This window comes from Acidobacteriaceae bacterium (assembly GCA_028283655.1).
In the GTDB taxonomy this organism is placed as follows: Bacteria; Acidobacteriota; Terriglobia; order Terriglobales; family Acidobacteriaceae; genus Granulicella.
Window position 1 is genome coordinate 2145452 of sequence record JAPWKE010000003.1, and the last position, 17179, is coordinate 2162630.

At 60.4% G+C, this 17179-nt stretch carries 13 protein-coding genes; 8 read left to right on the top strand and 5 right to left on the bottom strand.

Going from position 1 to position 17179, the window contains the following annotated elements; all coding sequences use genetic code 11:
- Position 1: 1 nt before the first annotated feature.
- Positions 2-268: a type II toxin-antitoxin system prevent-host-death family antitoxin gene (locus PW792_11990; protein ID MDE1162651.1), complete on the bottom strand. Its 267-nt coding sequence runs from the start codon at positions 266-268 to the stop codon at positions 2-4.
- Positions 269-372: 104 nt separating this feature from the next.
- On the opposite strand from PW792_11990, the gene PW792_11995 reads away from it, so the two are divergent.
- Genes PW792_11995 through PW792_12005 form a run of 3 tightly spaced genes read left to right on the top strand, consistent with a single transcriptional unit; the run spans position 373 to position 2759 of the window.
- Positions 373-807 carry a hypothetical protein gene (locus tag PW792_11995; protein ID MDE1162652.1) on the top strand — a complete coding sequence of 145 codons (435 nt, stop codon included), beginning with the start codon at positions 373-375 and terminating at the stop codon, positions 805-807.
- 37 nt (positions 808-844) lie between these two features.
- Positions 845-2353, top strand: a complete 1509-nt coding sequence (gene gltX / locus PW792_12000; protein MDE1162653.1) for a glutamate--tRNA ligase — start codon at positions 845-847, stop codon at positions 2351-2353.
- A gap of 28 nt (positions 2354-2381) precedes the next feature.
- Positions 2382-2759, top strand: a complete 378-nt coding sequence (locus PW792_12005; GenBank protein ID MDE1162654.1) for a VOC family protein — start codon at positions 2382-2384, stop codon at positions 2757-2759.
- Here the strand turns inward: PW792_12005 and PW792_12010 are convergent, their stop codons facing one another.
- Both PW792_12010 and PW792_12015 read right to left on the bottom strand, forming a co-directional pair.
- Positions 2760-3245, bottom strand: a complete 486-nt coding sequence (locus tag PW792_12010; protein MDE1162655.1) for a protein-disulfide reductase DsbD N-terminal domain-containing protein — start codon at positions 3243-3245, stop codon at positions 2760-2762.
- Entirely contained in the window at positions 3242-3865 is a 624-nt protein-coding gene (locus PW792_12015; GenBank protein ID MDE1162656.1) for a TlpA disulfide reductase family protein, read from the bottom strand. Before PW792_12015 ends, PW792_12010 begins: the two co-directional genes overlap by 4 nt.
- An 84-nt stretch (positions 3866-3949) precedes the next feature.
- Between PW792_12015 and PW792_12020 the strand changes: the two genes are divergently transcribed.
- The 3 genes from PW792_12020 to PW792_12030 are packed head-to-tail and all read left to right on the top strand — an operon-like array spanning position 3950 to position 9290.
- Positions 3950-4960: a KpsF/GutQ family sugar-phosphate isomerase gene (locus PW792_12020; protein ID MDE1162657.1), complete on the top strand. Its 1011-nt coding sequence runs from the start codon at positions 3950-3952 to the stop codon at positions 4958-4960.
- A 32-nt stretch (positions 4961-4992) separates the two neighbouring features.
- Positions 4993-6801, top strand: a complete 1809-nt coding sequence (locus PW792_12025; GenBank protein MDE1162658.1) for a proline--tRNA ligase — start codon at positions 4993-4995, stop codon at positions 6799-6801.
- Between the two features lie 38 nt (positions 6802-6839).
- On the top strand, positions 6840-9290 hold the full coding sequence (locus tag PW792_12030) for a PBP1A family penicillin-binding protein (GenBank protein ID MDE1162659.1): 2451 nt from the start codon (positions 6840-6842) through the stop codon (positions 9288-9290).
- Positions 9291-9292: 2 nt separating this feature from the next.
- Here PW792_12030 and PW792_12035 read toward each other — a convergent pair whose 3' ends face one another.
- A complete protein-coding gene (locus tag PW792_12035; GenBank protein MDE1162660.1) occupies positions 9293-10234 on the bottom strand; it encodes an Fpg/Nei family DNA glycosylase in 942 nt (313 codons plus the stop codon).
- The gene (locus PW792_12040; GenBank protein MDE1162661.1) at positions 10227-15014 is read right to left on the bottom strand and encodes a crosslink repair DNA glycosylase YcaQ family protein; all 4788 of its coding nucleotides are present in this window, start codon (positions 15012-15014) and stop codon (positions 10227-10229) included. Before PW792_12040 ends, PW792_12035 begins: the two co-directional genes overlap by 8 nt.
- A gap of 99 nt (positions 15015-15113) precedes the next feature.
- On the opposite strand from PW792_12040, the gene PW792_12045 reads away from it, so the two are divergent.
- On the top strand, positions 15114-15659 hold the full coding sequence (locus tag PW792_12045; protein MDE1162662.1) for a cytidine deaminase: 546 nt from the start codon (positions 15114-15116) through the stop codon (positions 15657-15659).
- Between the two features lie 11 nt (positions 15660-15670).
- Positions 15671-17068 (top strand): thymidine phosphorylase, encoded by a 1398-nt coding sequence (locus PW792_12050; GenBank protein MDE1162663.1) that lies wholly within the window; start codon positions 15671-15673, stop codon positions 17066-17068.
- Positions 17069-17179 lie beyond the last annotated feature (111 nt).

Below are 17179 nucleotides of genomic sequence, written 5' to 3' on the forward strand. Positions count from 1 at the left end.
GTTAAAGGCCCATCTCTTCCAACTCGTCATCGGTCCAGACGGGTTCCTCAAAGTCAGGTGCCACGTACGTCACACCGAGCTGGTTCTCGCCCCAGTCACGCCTCTTCTTCAGTTCAGGCGTACTGATGATCGGCACGAGCTTTGCCATGGGCTTACCGGCTTTTGCAATGACAATTTCTTTGCCACCTGCAGCCTCCTCCACCAGGCGGGACAGGGCCGTCTTTGCTTCATAGAGGTTGTAAGACGCCACCGCTGCTTTCTTAGCCATACCTGAATCATTCGCCGACTTGGTCAAGTTGGTCAAGCTGTATTTTGACTGGAATCGTTTCGCTTTCTCGGGTAGATTGGCTTCATCATCAGGAGGATGTCCAGATGGACCCGGTTCAGACGCAGCAGCAAGCCATGCACGCCTTTGCAGTTCTTATCCCGATGATTCTGATCTTCTGGTTTGTCGCGGCAGCCATCATCATCATTCCTTTCTGGCAGATCTTCAAGAAAGCAGGCATGGCTCCCGCGCTTTCGTTTCTGATGATTCTTCCGCTGGTGAATCTAGTGATGATCTATGTGCTGGCGTTCTCGCAGTGGAAGGTGATTCCGGCGATGCGGATGCCGTTCGGCCAGCCCTATCCGCCGCAGCCTCCGTACCCACCACAGGCTTACCCACCACAGGCTTACCCGCCGCAGGCCCCTCCGGCGTATGCTCCGCCGGCCGCGTACGCTCCGCCAGCCGCCTATGCGACGACGCCTGTGGCGGCTCCGGACACTCCTGCACAGGTTCCTGAGTCCCAAAACCCGCCAGAGGTGTAGGTGCGAGTAAGATCAGGGGTGGAACGATTTATCAGCAATGACCTCTGAAATGACCCCTGCCTCCTCTGCGCGCAAGACGCGCGTTCGTATTGCGCCCTCGCCTACCGGCGATCCGCACGTCGGCACGGCCTATATCGGCCTGCTCAACTACCTATTCGCCCGGCAGCGCGGCGGCGAGTTTGTGCTGCGCATTGAAGACACCGACCGAACCCGCTTCGTCGCCAGCAGCGAGCAGATGATCTTCGACGCTCTGCGCTGGGTCGGGCTGGAGTGGAACGAAGGCCCCGATGTCGGTGGCCCGTTTGGCCCCTATCGCCAGAGCGAGCGCACCGAGATCTACCGCGAGTACTGCGACAAGCTGCTCGCCAGCGGCCACGCCTACCGCGCGTTTGAGACGCCGGAAGAGCTGGACGCGGAGCGCAAGGAACAGCTCGCCGCCAAGCAGCCGCCGCGCTACAACGGTCGCTCGCGCTATATGAGCGACGAAGAAGTGCAGACTGCGCTGGCTGAAGGCAAGCCCTTCACCGTGCGCCTGAAGGTGCCGTCGGAAGGTTCGATGACCTTCCGCGACGAGCTTCGCGGCGACATCACGTTCGAATACTCGAACGTGGATGACCAGGTGCTCCTGAAGTCTGACGGCTTCCCAACCTATCACCTGGCGAACGTCGTTGACGACCATCTGATGCAGATCACCGACGTGATCCGTGCCGAGGAGTGGATCTCATCCACGCCGAAGCATGTGCTGCTGTACAAGGGTTTTGGCTGGGAGATGCCGAAGTTCTGGCACATGCCGCTACTGCGCAACGTCGACAAGTCCAAAATTTCCAAGCGCAAGAACCCGGTTTCGCTGAACTACTACCGCGACTGCGGTTATCTGCCGCAGTCGATGCTGAACTTCCTCGGCCTTCTGGGCGGCGGCATGGCGCAGCTTACCGAGCAGCAGATTGTTTCGAGCGGCGCAAGCACGAAGGAGTCAGACATCTTCTCCCTGCAGGAGATGGAAGAGCGCTTCGACTTCGCACGCATCTCGCTGGGCGGACCGGTCTTCGACATCGTGAAGCTGAAGTGGCTGAACGGGGAGTACCTGCGCAAGCTTTCGCCGGAAGAGTTCTTCACCGAGATGCGCAAGACCGTCTTCTCCGACGAGTACCTCCGCGCTATCGCGCCGCTGGTGCAGAACCGTATTGAAACGCTTGGCGGCTTTGGCGACATGACCTCGTTCCTGTTCAGCGACAACGTCATGCCAGCCGAGAGCGTCTGGCTGCCGAAGAAGCGCACCGTCGAAGAGACGCTGGCGTTTGCAGGCGAACTGCTCGCGACGCTTGAAAAGGCTGAGTGGGACGGGCCCTCGATTGAAGCAGCGATGAAGCAGCTTGGCGAGGCTCAGGCGTGGAGTGTGAAGGAAAACTTCATGCTGCTGCGTGCGGTCCTTACCGGCTCCGCGCAGTCACCACCGCTCATGGAGTCGCTGATCGTCTTTGGCAAGGCACGTTCGCTGGACCGCGTTCGACGCTTTATCGAGGCACAGAAAAAAGTTCGACGGTAGCAGCATCTGAAGGCTATGCTTGCGAAACATGAGCCTTCAGACGCTTTCACCGATCGGATTCATTCCGACCAACTATCCAGCCGAAGCCCGAGCCTTCTACGAGAAGACGCTCGGGCTTTCGTTTGTCTCGGATGACGGCTACGCGCTTGTCTTTCGCATGGCTGGCGGGGTGATGCTGCGCATCGTCCGCACAGGCGCCTTCACGCCACTCCCCTTCACCGTCTTTGGCTGGGAGACGGCGCAGATCGAATCTGACATCGACGAGCTTGCCGCAAAAGCTGTGGTGTTTGAACGCTTCGGGTTCTTCGAGCAGGATGCTCGAGGTATCTGGACGGCGCCGAACGGCAATAAAGTCGCGTGGTTCAAAGACCCCGACGGCAATACGCTGTCACTATCGCAGCACTAACTATTGCGCCTGAACGGTGAACGTTACAGGCAGCGTTCGCGGCGGGAAGCAGCTCGCCGTATCGCAGGCCTGATAACGCAACGTGCCGTGCACGATCGTCGTACCTTTGGCGGCCTGCACACGCAAGTGCACGCGGAACTCACCCTCGTACACATCCAGCAAAGCGCCTGCGCCGATATTCAGCTTGAAGGGCTTGCCAGCTGGGTAGTCGATGCTCTGCACATGCACCCCGGCGGCCAGGTCGAGCTTCAACACCGTTGGCAGCATGAGCTCGTCCTTCGGCTTGTGCGAGTTGATGTGCAGACCGGGGCCGACGCGAAAGCGAAGCTCCAGATCGTCGCCCCGATTGGCGGTGACGAGAAAGTGATCGTCGATCAGCTCCACATGCTGACGAACGCCAGGGCGCTGTGCCGACGGCGTGTCAAAGTGAATCTCCTGTGCCACAGCTGGTACAGCCAGCAGGGCGAGAATGGCGAGCCGCTTCACTGAATGCCCAGCGCCTTCTTGATGTTTGCCTCGACCTCGTCCTTGGACGGAGCGCCGGGGGTCTGCACCACGACGCTGCCGGAAGCATCGACGTAGTAGGTGCTCGGCAGGTAGTCACCCAGGCCAAAGGCCTTCTCGATGTCGCTGTCCGCGATCAGGATCGGGTAGGTTACGCCGGTCTTCTTCACGGCTGTGGCGATGTCGTCGTGGCTCGCGCCTTCTTCATCATCGATGCCAACCACGCGCAGCCCCTGAGCTTCGTACTTCTTCGAAAACTCCTGGAACCACGGCATCTCCAGCTTGCAGGGGCCGCAGTACGTTGCCCAGAAGTTGATGATCACCGCATGGCCCTTCAGGTCTGCCGAAGAGAACGACTTGCCGTCGAGCGTCTTCAGCTTGAACGCCGGTGCAGCCTTGCCGCGGAGGTCACGACCAAGCGAGTCTGAAGGAGCATCGCTGGTGATCGTTCCGTTTCCGTTGGCGTCCTTGCTCAGAGTCAGGTGCGTGGCACGCGCGTGCTCCATCTGCTCCTGACGCTGGTGATAGTTGTAAATACCTGCCCAGACGATCAGGCCAAGGCCGGACAACATCAACACAACCATGCTCGCTCGACGCAACACTCGGAGACACCTATCCTTCTGCGCCGGTCCGCAAGGAGGGCGCGAACTTAAGTGTACCGCTCTGCTAGCATCAGCTTGCGTCCGATGAACGATTCAACCGAAACCGTGAACGACTCTCCTGCCGCGCTGGTGCGCGTGGAGATTGCTGCGCTCGAAGCCCTGGCCGAACGCCTGGACGGCCCGATGCGCGAGGCGTTCGACCGCGTCATCAACCTCTTTGTAGAGGCTGTGCGCTCGCGGCGCCGCGTCGTGCTGACCGGCATCGGCAAAAGCGGGCTGATTGCACGCAAAATTGTCGCCACGCTGGTTTCCACCGGCACACCATCGCTGTACCTGCACCCGGCAGAGGCTTTGCATGGCGACCTGGGCTATGTGCGGCGCGGCGACGTGCTGCTAATGCTCAGCTACTCCGGCGAGACCGAAGAGCTGGTGCGTTTGCTACCCGCCATGCAAAAGATGGGGCTGACGCTGGTCAGCATCACCGGCGACACGACTTCGACGCTCGCTACCGCAAGCGCACAGGCGCTGAATGTGGCTGTGGACCGCGAAGCCTGCAACCATCAGCTTGCTCCCACCGCTTCCACGACAGCCATGCTGGCGCTGGGCGATGCGCTGGCCATCGAAACAAGCCGAAGACTGGCGTTTCAGCCTCAGGATTTCGCAAAATTCCACCCCGGCGGCCAGCTTGGCCGCAAACTCGTTACGGTGCGGCAGTTAATGCACAGCGGCGACGACCTGCCTGTCGTTCCTCCGACCGCGGCCATGCCGGCGCTGATCCACGAGATGAGCGCCAAGCGGCTGGGCATGACCACTGTGCAGGCCAAGGGCAAGCTGCTGGGCGTGCTGAGCGACGGCGACCTGCGCCGCCTGATGGAGCGCAACGGCCCACACACTTTCCACAAACAGGCCAACGACGTGATGAACACCGAGCCGCGCACCGTTTCGCCAGACACCCTGGCCGGGGACGCGCTCGCGATCATGGAAGAGCACAAGATCACGGCGCTGGTCGTGACCGCCGACGGAACGCCGCACTCTGCCGTGCTGGGCGTGGTGCATCTGCACGATCTGTGGGAAGTCGGACCAGCAAAGAAGTAACGCACGGCCCGGCTTAGTACAATCAACGCTGTATGCAACGTTGGTCGCAACTCTTCATTCCTACACTCCGCGAAGCTCCGGCTGACGCGGAAGTCGCCAGCCACAAGCTGCTTCTCCGCGCCGGATACGTGCGCCAGCTCGGCGCTGGCATTTACAGCTACCTGCCGCTTGGGCAGCGCTCGCTGAACAAGATCATCGCCATCGTCCGCGAAGAGATGGACAAGATCGCGCAGGAGTTCTTCCTGCCCGCGCTGAACCCCGCCGAGGTATGGCAGGAGTCCGGACGCTGGACCGGCATGGGCGACAATATGTTCCGCCTGAAAGACCGCAAGGGTGCCGAGCTCTGCCTCGCGATGACGCATGAAGAGATCATGACCTCCATCGCTCGCAACGAACTGCGCAGCTACAAGCAGCTCCCGCAGATCTGGTACCAGATTCAGACCAAGTTCCGCGACGAACCACGTCCTAAGAGCGGCCTGCTGCGTGTGCGCCAGTTCACGATGAAGGACGCCTACTCGTTCGACCTCGACCAGGCTGGTCTGGACATCAGCTACGACAAGCACGACCGCACCTATCGCCGCATCTTCACGCGCTGCGGTCTGGAGTTCGTCGCGGTCGAAGCCGACTCCGGCTCCATGGGCGGTTCGCAGTCGCAGGAGTTCATGGTCTATACCGAAGCGGGGGAAGACCTGATCGCGTCGTCTGCCTCCGGCTACGCGGCGAACCTGGAGAAGGCTACATCGAAGCTGGCGGTCGTCGCCGACCTCGAACCGACAGCAGAAGCTCCCGAAGAAGTCCACACCCCGGGCTTCCGCACCATTGACGAAGTGGGAGCGTTCCTCAAGACACAACCGCACCACCAGATCAAGACGATGGCCTACATCGTTGAACATCCGGAGTCCGATCAGAAGCAGATCAAGACCGTTGGTAAGACACGCGCTGTCGTGGCCTTCCTGCGCGGCGACCACACGTTGAACGAGACCAAGCTGGGCGCGATTGCGCTGGGTGAAGTGCGTCCGATGACGTCCGAAGAGATTGCAGAGACCTTCAAGGCTCCTGCTGGCTACCTGGGCCCGATCGGCCTGGAGCCTGCGCCGCACCCGCGCAAGCCCGGTGTGCTCGTCGTTCTCGACGCCTCCCTCGAAGGCCGCACGAACATGGTCGCCGGTGCGAACAAGGAGGAGTACCACCTCCGGAACGTGACGCCGGGCCGCGACTTCAAGCCCACCGTTATTGCTGACGTGCGCAACATCAACGAAGGCGAACTAGACCCCGTGGGCGGCGAACCGCTGCGACTGGGTAAGGCTGTCGAAATCGGCCACATCTTCAAGCTTGGCTATAAGTACTCCGACGCCATGGGCGCGCGCGTGCTCGACACGAACGGTAAGGAAGTTACGCCGATCATGGGTTCGTACGGCATCGGTCTCGAGCGCATCCTGACGGCTGCCATCGAATCAAGCGCAGCCAGCTTTGCCGCAGCGAGCAAGGACGATCCCAAGGCCACAGAGCAGTATGCTCTGCCGCCTTCTATCGCTCCGTTCCAGGCAGTGGTCTCCGTCACCAACGTGAAGGAAGCTGATCTGGTTGCCGCAGGAGAGCGGGTTGCCAGCGACCTAGATGCTGCACGCGTCGACGTTCTGCTGGATGACCGAGACGAGCGCGCAGGCGTGAAGTTCAAGGATGCCGAGTTGATCGGCGTTCCCTTCCGCGTGAACATCGGCAAGAAGCTGAGCGAAGGTCTCGTTGAAGTCGTTGATCGCCTTGCAGGCACGACGACCGACGTTGCTCTCGAAGCAGCCGCCGCACACGTCCAATCGCTGATCGCCGCGAACACGAAGTAGCGGCGCATCCAACTCTTCAGCAGCGAGGCATTCCCGGCATGGCAGTGAAAGTGAAACTCGGTAAGAGCGGCCACTCCATCTGGTGGCGGTTGCTGCGCGCGTGCCTTGTGCTCGTGCTGGCAGTGGCAGTCATCGGTGGAATCGTGTTCGCGGCGTACTACCACCAGTACGAAGGTCTGGTAGATGCACGCTTGTCCGCGGGGCCGCTGTTTGCGTCCACAGCGCAGATCTACGCCGCGCCGGAAGAGGTCCGCACCGGACAACAGCTCTCTGCTGAAACCATTGCTTCGCAGTTGCGGCGCGCCGGGTACAACGGCAATCCGCAACTCGGCAGCTTCAAGCTGCAGGGCGACTCGATCCTCATCAAGCCGGGCCCGCAGAGCTACCTCGCCACCGACGGTGCCACCATTACCACCAGCGGCGGCGTAGTGCAGTCCATCACCGCGGAGAACGGCGCGGCGCTCGCCGGATACAAGCTCGAGCCACAGCTCATCACCGCCCTGAGCGAAGACAAGAACCGCACCAAGCGCCGCCTTATCACCTACAACCAGATTCCCCCACGGATGGTGCAGGCCGTGCTGGCGATTGAAGATCGCCGCTTCTTCGAGCATGGCGGCATCAACTACGTTCGTACCGTCAAGTGCGGTGTGCAGGATCTGCTGAGCGGCCACAAGGCCTGCGGCGGATCAACACTCACACAGCAACTTGCCCGTGGCTTCTTCCTTTCGCCAGAGAAGAAAATCTCGCGCAAGATTGCCGAGATCATGATCACATTCCAACTCGAAGGCCGCTTCAACAAGCAGCAGATCTTCGAGATGTATGCCAACCAGATCAACCTGGGGCAGCGTGGCTCCTTTGCGATCAACGGCTTCGGCGAAGCCGCACAGTCGTACTTCGGCAAAGACATCAGGCAGCTGAATCTTCCGGAGTGTGCGCTGCTTGCGGGCATGATTCAGCGGCCAAACTACTTCTCGCCGTATAAGCATCCTGACCGCGCGATGGAGCGCCGCAATATCGTTCTCGACTCGATGGTGGAGACCGAAGCCATCACGCAAAGTGAGGCAGACCACGCCAAAGCAGAGCCCATCCGCCTTGCTCCGCCGAACGTAGACGCCAGCGAAGCACCGTACTTTGTCGATATGGTGCATGACCAGATCGTGCAGCGCGTCGGTGACTTCACCACCTCGCACTCACAGCTTCGCATCTACACTTCGCTTGATCCGCAACTGCAGCAGGTTGCTTCCGAAGCCGTGGAAGCAGGCATGCCCCATGTAGATGAGCTTGTGCGCAAGCTGCATCGCAAGAGCGACACGGCCATCACCTATCCGCAAGTTGCTCTGATCGCGATCAATCCGCACACGGGCCAGGTGCTCGCGCTGGTGGGTGGACGCAACTACGGAACATCGCAGCTCAATCATGTGATGGCCGAGCGCCCGACAGGCTCAATCTTCAAGCCGTTCGTCTACGCAACGGCGTACAACACGTCGCTGAACGGCACAGCGTTGAGTGGTGGCGGCGTCTTCACCGCGCTGACGCGCATCAACGACGACCCTACGACCTTCTACTACGACGGCAAACCATACACGCCCGGCAACTTCGAGCGCGGCGAGTATCCCGGTATGGTCACCGCAGCCGATGCTTTGGCTCACTCTTTGAACATTGCGACGATCGCGCTTGCCGAGAAAGTGGGCTACGGAAACGTTGCTTCTCTTGCTCGCAGTTCAGGCATTGTGAACGCTCGCCCCACACCTTCGATGGCGATCGGCACCTACAGTGCGACGCCACTCGACATGGCCGGGGCTTACACGACCTTCGCCAACGGCGGCGTTCACATCAAACCCTGGCTGCTTTCGAGCGTACGCAATCAGCAAGGCGATATCGTCTCTGACTTCACGCCGGACGCAAAGCAGGTGCTTGACCCGCGCGTAGCTTACCTCACGCAATCGCTGATGGAAGGCGTTATCAACCGCGGCACAGCGGCTCGCGTTCGCAGTCTCGGCTTTACCGCGCCTGCCGCTGGCAAGACCGGCACCTCGCACGACGCATGGTTTGCGGGATACACCTCCAACCTGCTCTGCATCATCTGGGTCGGCAACGACGATTACACCGACGTCAAGCTGCAGGGCGCAGATGCCGCCGCACCCATCTGGGCAGACTTCATGAAGCGTGCCGCCAAGCTGTCGCAGTACTCCGACATGAAGGGCTTCACCGCTCCTGAAGGCGTGCAGATCGTCCCCATCAATCGCGCTACCGATCTGCCTGCGGATGAAACCTGCCCCGGCGACAGCCTCTCGCTGGCGTTCCTTGTTGGCACCGCACCTGCAGGTACCTGCTCGCACATGGGTGAAGACCCGCAAGCACTCGGTGATCGCATCTTCAACACCGATGGCACTGGCAACACCGATGAAAATGGGCAGCCACACAGGAACGTCTTCCAGAAGATGTTTGGCTTAGGCAAAAAGAAGGAAGACGAAGCTCCTCCACAGTAGCTTCAGCAACCGGTGCGACGGCGAGGGCCTCTCGTCGTCGCACGTCCCACTGGAGCTTTGGAACTCTGCCCTTCTGCGGCGATCCAAGGCTGGCATTGCGGACACCAGTATGTAGGGCGCGCCTGCTCACCCTGCAAGCGTCGCTCGATAAGAGCACCGCATCGGCGGCACTCCTCCCCCTGCCGACCATAGACCCACAAGCGCTCTCCCGCATTCATGCTGTGCGTCGTGCGGCGATTGCCGCTGTACGTCACGATGCCCTCGCTTGAACCATCCTGTACATTCGCCTTCATGTAACGCTGCGCAAACTCTGTCATCGCCGCAAGCTCCCGCTCGGTGAGCGTGCTGAGATGCCGAAACGGGTTGACTCCGGCCGCAAACGCGACCTCGCTCTTGTAGACATTCCCAAGCCCCGCCAACACACGCTGGTTCAGCAACGTCACGCCCAGCTCTACGTCAGGATGCGATTGAGCATAACGTCGCAAAGCATCGACACCGGCCTCTGGAGTAAACGTATCGGACAACACATCCAGTCCAAGCTTCGGCACCTGCGAACTTCGTTCTAGCGAGCGGGCCGTATGAAACTCCGCTATTTGCGCGTTAAACAACACGGCCTCAAAAGCATCTCCACTCGAAGCGTTAGCCTCAACGCGAAGAGCCACTCTCATCCGTGAGTGCGGGAGCATCCACTTTTCTCCTGCGCGATAAATATGCCAGGAGCCGGACATGAGCATGTGCGAAACGAGGATCAGATCGCCGGAGAAGAAGATCAAACACCACTTCCCTCGCGCCTCCACCTTCTCCACTGTTCGTCCAGCTACCGGCGAGTCATCGTCAACGCTCGCCAGCTTCGCTACACCTGTCTCGAACGCGCTAACGATCTTGCCCGCCAAAGCTTTTTGTAAGGCTCGCGCCGTTCGATAGATGGTGTCTCCTTCAGGCATTGGAAGCCTCCACCACCGCTGCACGCCCCGGCAATTGCGGAAGGTTACGACGCACATTGAAGCCCATAGGGGATGCCTGGAAACCAGCATCCAGAAGGAAGCGCGAGAACGGATGCTCCGCCACAGGCGTCCCATTCACCGAAGCGATCAACACGCCACTGCGGTCACCAATCGCATCTTCGCGCTGCCGCTGCGTGTCTCGCACAAAGAACTCTGCAAGAGAACGTGCCACCTGCGAGCGTTGCGGTTCATCTTCAGGCAGCAGCAGCTGTATGTTCGGATTGCCGCGACGCATATAAGCCGTCAGCGCACCGTTCACCAGCACGACACGCGCACCGACGGACCTCGTTAAAGAACTCCCCGCTTCCGGCGCGGCAGGCCAACGTAGCAGCGCGCCGTAAGGATTCGCCGGATCGGTCGCCGCCAGCATCACAACCTCCTGCGAGTCCTGATTCTCCTTGCGCAAAGAGCGAAGGAGATCGACAGCCGCAGGCAACGCGAACTGGGTCGCACCAAGGTCCGCGGCAAAGTATCCGCGACGCACGCGACCAGACTCTTCAAGAGCTTTGAACACGTCGTAGACAGCGGAGAAACCACCCGGCAAATTTTCTGCATGTGCCGTCTCGCGGAAGACGACACCATACCGCGTCAGCATCTGCTGAGCCACACCATGCGACCACTCTGTCAGGCGGGCAGCTTCTTTGCGTTTGGCATCGAAAGCCACCTCGTTGAGACTCCACCGGCCTTGTGCTGTTGGAGGTGTCGTGCGACGCGATCGAAAAGCATTCTGGTTATGCACGCGGCGTGGAACACGCGCCGCGCGTCCCGTAGCTGCAGGCTTCTCGCTATACGCTCGCAAGGCATGAAGTGCATCGTTCGAGAGAAGCCCACGCCACACCAAGGACCACAGCGCATCGATGCACTCCCCCGGATAGCCGCCGCCTGTTCCTTCTAGCAAAGGCTGAAAGAACGACGCACCATTGCTCTGCAGATACTCAACGATCTTCTCTTCGCGCTCGCTTAACTTGTCTTCTTCTTTCGCAGAGCGCGCACTCGGCTGATAGATGCGATCCGGCGGCCAGAGCAAAGGCAGCTTTTCTGCCAGATACAAACCTACGCGGCCATCGCGCTCACCAAGCGGCTCGAGCCCTACCCATATCACTTCGCCTGCTGCAATCAGCGTGTCCAGATCAGCAGGCTTATACCCTGCAATGCGCGCCGGAAGGACTTCCGACTCAAGCAGCGAGGCCGCCAGCGGCGCTCCCTGCAGGTTCTCGATGACATCGAGCAGCGCATCCAGCCCTCGCCGCGGAGTAACCGTTCCCTGCCAGCGTGTAAACAGCCGTGCCAACGTTTGTTGCGCGACAGGCTCGATCTCTTTGCGAAGCTTCGCCAGCGACTTGCGGCGGATCGTACGCAATACTTCGGCATCAATCCACTCACGCGCAAGCCCACCCGGACGAAAGCCTCCTTCGACGACGCGTCCCATCCCAACCAGCCGCTGCAACACAGCTTCCACCGAAGGCTTTGGCAGGTCATATCGCGCGGTCACGTCCTGCGTCGTGAACGGTCCATGCGTTCTCGCATAGCGCCGCAGAATATCCACGAGTGCCTCTGGCACTGCTTCCAGAAAAGCTGTCGGCAGCCCCGGTGGTAACGGAACGCCCAGCGCATCTCTCACGCGACCTACATCTTCCACCGCGATAAGCCGCTTCTCGCCACTCACACCAAGCTCAAGCACGCGTCGCGCTTTGAGCAGCCGGTCCACGCTCTTCGCCAACTCCGGCGACTCACACCGCTGCGCCAACTCAGCACGCGTAAGGTCTCCCAACCGAAGCAACAGATCGTGGATCGCATCAAGATTACGCGCCTTATAACCTTCGACCACGCACTGCAACTGCTCTTCCGTCTCTTCAATCGCTGCCGGGTCGAGCAGCTCTCGCAAGTCGGCATCTCCCAGCAACTCACGCAACTGGTCCTGGTCAATCGCCAACGCTTGCGCTCGTCGCTCTGCCAGCGGCGCATCACCGTCGTAGATGTAATTCGCAACATAGCTAAACAGCAGAGCGCCCGCAAACGGCGACGGCGTGCGTGAGTCTGTCACATGTACGCGTATGCTTCGATTGCTGATGGCACGCAGCGTTTCAACCAGAGCAGGCATGTCAAAGACATCGCGCAAGCACTCTCGATAGGCCTCCAGAATCATCGGAAAGCCCGCGTAGCGCGACGCCACCGACAGCAGGTCATACGCTCGTTTGCGTTGCTGCCACAAAGGCGTTCGCCCCTCTGCGCGACGTCGCGGCAGTAGCAGCGCGCGCGATGCTGCCTCACGGAACTTAGCGGCGAACAACGCCGTTGAACCGAGTTGCTGCATCACCAGTTCGCTGGCCTCTTCAGCCTCCATCAGAAGAAACTCAATGTCCGGAGCGGACTCGCTTTCGGGGAAGCGAAGAACGAAGCCATCTTCGCTCCACATCGTCTCTGCGGCCACACCAGCCGCACTCAACTTCGCGCTTGCAGCCATCGCCCACGGAGTATGAACCTTGGATCCAAAGGGCGTGAGCACGCACACTCGCCAATCACCTAACTCATCCCGCACGCGTTCAATAACGATGGTCCGATCATCCGGCACCTGCTGCGTTGCAAGTTCCTGATCGGCAAGGTAGCGCAGCACGTTCTCCGCTGCACGCACATCAAGATCGTGGTCCTGCGTGAGCTTGGTGATCGCAGCCGTGCGCGGCATCTCGCGAAGCTGCCGCACCAACGATCCGACGCGGCGTCCGAACTCGATCGGACGCCCCGCCTGGTCACCATGCCAGAACGGCATCTTGCCCGGCTCACCGGGAGCAGGCGAAACCAACACGCGATCATGCGTAATTTCATCGATGCGCCACGTCGAAGCACCCAGCACAAAGGTCTCGCCCGTACGCGCTTCGAAGACCATCTCTTCATCAAGCTCACCCACTCGCAGCGGTTTGCTTGCTCCTGAAAGAAAGACTCCGTAGAGGCCACGATCAGGAATCGTGCCACCGTTCAGGATCGCAATACGCTTCACACCGTGGCGCGGCGTAATCCAGTTCCGCTGCCGGTCCCACGTCACCCGCGGACGCAACTCCGCAAACTCGTCCGAGGGGTAGCGTCCGGCAAGCATGTCGAGCACGCCGTCAAAGACCGCCACCGTCAGGCCCGCAAACGGAGCCGCGCTACGCATCGTTGCAAGCAACGCAGCATAACTCACGCCCGCAGCCTCATCCTCGCTTTCGGCGGAACGACCCTTACGCCTCTCCACTTCGTCTACCGGCAACGGTGGATGAGCGATCATCGCGACCATCTGCTGTGCCAGAACATCCAGCGGATTACGCAGAAAACGTGTCGACTCTACATGGCCTTCGTGCATGGCTTCCGTCACAGCGGCACACGCAATCAGGTCAGCTCGATACTTCGGAAAGATGATGCCGCTCGATGGAGCACCGACCTGATGCCCGGCGCGGCCAATTCTCTGCATGCCACTTGCAACAGATGGCGGCGCTTCAATCTGCACTACAAGATCAACCGCCCCCATGTCGATGCCAAGTTCCAGAGACGAGGTGCAGACAAGCGCCTTCAGCTTGCCCGCTTTCAACATCTCTTCAATCTCTGAACGCTGCGCTGCAGCTAATGATCCATGATGTGCGCGAGCGATCGGTTCGCCAGCAAGCTCGTTCAACGCACCCGCCAATCGCTCGGCGACACGCCGAGCGTTCACGAAGATCAGCGTGGACGTACGACCACGAACAATCTCCAACAAGCGCGGGTGGATTGACTGCCAGATGCTCGTACGCTTCGGCCCCTGCGAGGCAGGGCCGCTGGGAAGCTCGTCAATCTCTCCCAGCTTCGCCATGTCCTCCACCGGGACTTCCACCGTCAACTCCAGCGTCTTGCGAGCCCCAGCATTCACAATCGTCACAGGGCGAAACACAGGCCCCTGGGCCTCACGTTTCTCTGTCTGATCGCTTGTCTCTAACGCGTTTGTGAACTGCTCCACCGCTCCCTGCGAAGCGTTGGCGTCTTTCCCCTTCTTCGGCTTTGCCTGCGAAGCAGATCCGTGCTCTACCCCTTCTGCACCACCCAGGAAACGCGCCACCTCTTCTAACGGCCGCTGCGTTGCCGACAGCCCAATGCGTTGAATCCTCCGTCCGGCAAGTGCCTCCAGCCGCTCCAGCGACAACGCCAGATGCGCTCCGCGCTTGGTCGGCACCAACGCATGAATCTCGTCGATGATCACCGTCTCAACGGAACGCAGCGTCTCGCCGGCGTCGCTGGTCAGCAAGAGATAAAGCGACTCTGGCGTCGTCACCAGTATTTCGCCCGGATGTCGTTTGAAGCGTGCACGCTCTTTGGCACTCGTGTCGCCCGTACGCACGCTGATCTCCGGAGTGTGTACCGGGACACCATCGCGCTGCGCCATATTGGCGATACCCGCGAGCGGCGAACGCAGGTTGCGCTCCACGTCTACAGCCAACGCCTTCAGCGGAGAGATGTAGAGCACGCGGCAGCCTTCAGCCTTTGGCGGTTCGCGCAGCATCAGTTTGTCGAGACACCACAGAAACGCCGTCAGCGTCTTGCCCGTACCGGTAGGAGCGAGAATGAGCGTGGATTCGCCGCGAGCAATCGCAGGCCAGCCTTCGCGCTGCGGAGCCGTAACCTCCTCAAACACCGCGCGAAACCACTTAGCCGTTACGGGATGAAAAAGGTCGAGCACATGCGGCTCAGCCACAGCGGGCTTCTTCCCCTTCGCCATCTTCTTTTCCTTTGCCACGGCCACCCGAGAGCCACTCCCTTCGCTCAACCTAACTGTATTGGATGCAAATTTCTCTTTCACCCAATGCCAGGAGCGAACATGGAAGTTCCAGAATCGTCCCTTCGGTGGCCAAAGAAGCTACAGCCACGCGCCAAAGAGCCCTTGCCTACAGGCGAGGAAGCGACTACGCTAGACGACTCGACTATGCCATTGGAAAATCAACCCGCAAATACTCTTTCGGCTGAGAAGAAAGCTGAATTACGCCGCCTCGCGACCGAGGTTGCTGCTCACTCTTACTCCCCCTACTCCAAGTTTCGCGTCGGTGCAGCCCTGCTGCTGAGCGACGGCTCCGTCGTCAGCGGCTGCAATGTGGAGAACTGCTCCTATCGCCTGACAAGCTGCGCAGAGCAGGCCGCCATCGCGCGCGCCGTCTCAGAACGTGGCCCCGGCATCCGCCTGCTTGCTGTAGCTGTGGCCAATCTCAACGGCGCCGCCTCCATGCCCTGCGGCGCCTGCCGTCAGACGCTCACCGAGTTTGGCAGCGACGAAATCCCCGTTCTCTATCCCGGTGAAGGTGGCAAAGACGAGGAAACAACTCTCGGCGCGCTCATCCCCCAAGCTTTCCGCGCAGAATTTCTCCAGTAAGAACAAGGCCCATGAGCGAAAACGCAATTCATCCCCTCGATATCGTTATCAAGAAGCGCGACGGCAAGGAACTGACGCAGGCTGAGATCGCTCACCTCGTCCGCACCGTCGTACTCAACGGCGAAGCCAAGCTGAACCCCGACGCTGCTCCTCTTGCTGCCACAGACAAAATCACCGATGCACAGATTGCAGCGTTCCTGATGGCGACGTTCTGGCGCGGGATGTCGCGGGAAGAACTCGCGCATCTGACGACAGCGATGCGCTTCTCCGGAGAGGTCTTCGACACCAAGCAGCTCAATAGCTTTACGGTCGACAAGCATTCGACCGGCGGCGTCGGCGATAAGAGTTCACTGCTCATCGCACCCACGCTGGCCGCTGCAGGTATTGAGGGCAAACCGTCCATCACGGTCCCGATGATCAGCGGCCGGTCGCTTGGCCACACCGGCGGTACGCTCGACAAGCTCGAGACGATCCCCGGCTTCAACACGCAGCTCACGCTTGACCGCATGATGGAGGTGCTGAAGGAGTGCCACGCCGTACTCGTCGGCCAAACACCGAAGCTGGTGCCCGCCGACCGAATGCTTTACGCCATGCGCGACCACACCGGTACGGTCGAATCGCCGTACCTCATCACGGCAAGCATTATGAGCAAGAAGCTCGCCGAAGACCTCCAGGGCCTTGTGCTCGACGTCAAGGTTGGCTCCGGCGCATTCATGCCGACGTATGAGCTCTCCAAATTCCTCGCCGAACTAATGGTCTCCACTGGCGAGCACTCCGGTACGCGCACCGTCGCCGTTCTCACCACCATGGACGAGCCGCTTGGCCGGTTCTCCGGCAACTGGGTCGAGGTCTGGGAGTGCGTCGACATCATGAAGGGCAAGCGGCATCCCATGTCCGCCGACCTCATCCAACTCTCAAACGTCCTCTCTGGCTGGATGCTCTTCTTCGCAGGCAAGTCGGAGACGCCGGAAGCAGGCGCGAAGCTCGCCGATGAGATCCTCGCCAGCGGTGCAGCGTATGAAGCGTGGCTCAAGCTCACTGCCGCGCACGGCGGCGATATCTCTGTCTTCGATGACCCCGCAGCCTTCCACAAACCAACGGCGACACGCGTGCTGAAAGCAAAGCGCAGCGGCTACCTCGCAGGCATGGACTGCAAGGAAGTCGGTTGGGCCGTCCAGCGGCTGGGTGCGGGTCGCGCTCGCCCGGGCGACCCAGTCAGTGCCCACGCGGGCATCGAATCCCACGTCAAACTAGGTACTTACGTGGAAGAAGGCCAGCCACTCTTCACCCTCTTCAGTGAGGACGAAGCACTCCTCGGCCCCTCGTACAAGATGCTCGACGACACCCTCGAGATCAACGACAAGGCACCCCGGCTTCAACCGCTGATCCGCGAAATTGTGAAGCAGTAAACCGAAGCAGCCAGCAGGCCGAGCGACTCACGCTCGGCCTCTGTCTTTTTCTGCAACGCGTAGCAGACGCCGCCAGGAAGCGAATCCCTGCGGCACAAGGCCCCGCAAAGC

Coding starts and splice junctions, on each gene's coding strand:
- PW792_12040 (MDE1162661.1), bottom strand. CDS start 15,014: ATGGCGAAGGGGAAGAAGCCCGCTGTGGCTGAGCCGCATGTGCTCGAC.
- PW792_12030 (MDE1162659.1), top strand. CDS start 6,840: ATGGCAGTGAAAGTGAAACTCGGTAAGAGCGGCCACTCCATCTGGTGG.
- gltX (MDE1162653.1), top strand. CDS start 845: ATGACCTCTGAAATGACCCCTGCCTCCTCTGCGCGCAAGACGCGCGTT.
- PW792_12025 (MDE1162658.1), top strand. CDS start 4,993: ATGCAACGTTGGTCGCAACTCTTCATTCCTACACTCCGCGAAGCTCCG.
- PW792_12050 (MDE1162663.1), top strand. CDS start 15,671: ATGAGCGAAAACGCAATTCATCCCCTCGATATCGTTATCAAGAAGCGC.
- PW792_12045 (MDE1162662.1), top strand. CDS start 15,114: ATGGAAGTTCCAGAATCGTCCCTTCGGTGGCCAAAGAAGCTACAGCCA.
- PW792_11995 (MDE1162652.1), top strand. CDS start 373: ATGGACCCGGTTCAGACGCAGCAGCAAGCCATGCACGCCTTTGCAGTT.
- PW792_12020 (MDE1162657.1), top strand. CDS start 3,950: ATGAACGATTCAACCGAAACCGTGAACGACTCTCCTGCCGCGCTGGTG.
- PW792_12035 (MDE1162660.1), bottom strand. CDS start 10,234: ATGCCTGAAGGAGACACCATCTATCGAACGGCGCGAGCCTTACAAAAA.
- PW792_12005 (MDE1162654.1), top strand. CDS start 2,382: ATGAGCCTTCAGACGCTTTCACCGATCGGATTCATTCCGACCAACTAT.
- PW792_11990 (MDE1162651.1), bottom strand. CDS start 268: ATGGCTAAGAAAGCAGCGGTGGCGTCTTACAACCTCTATGAAGCAAAG.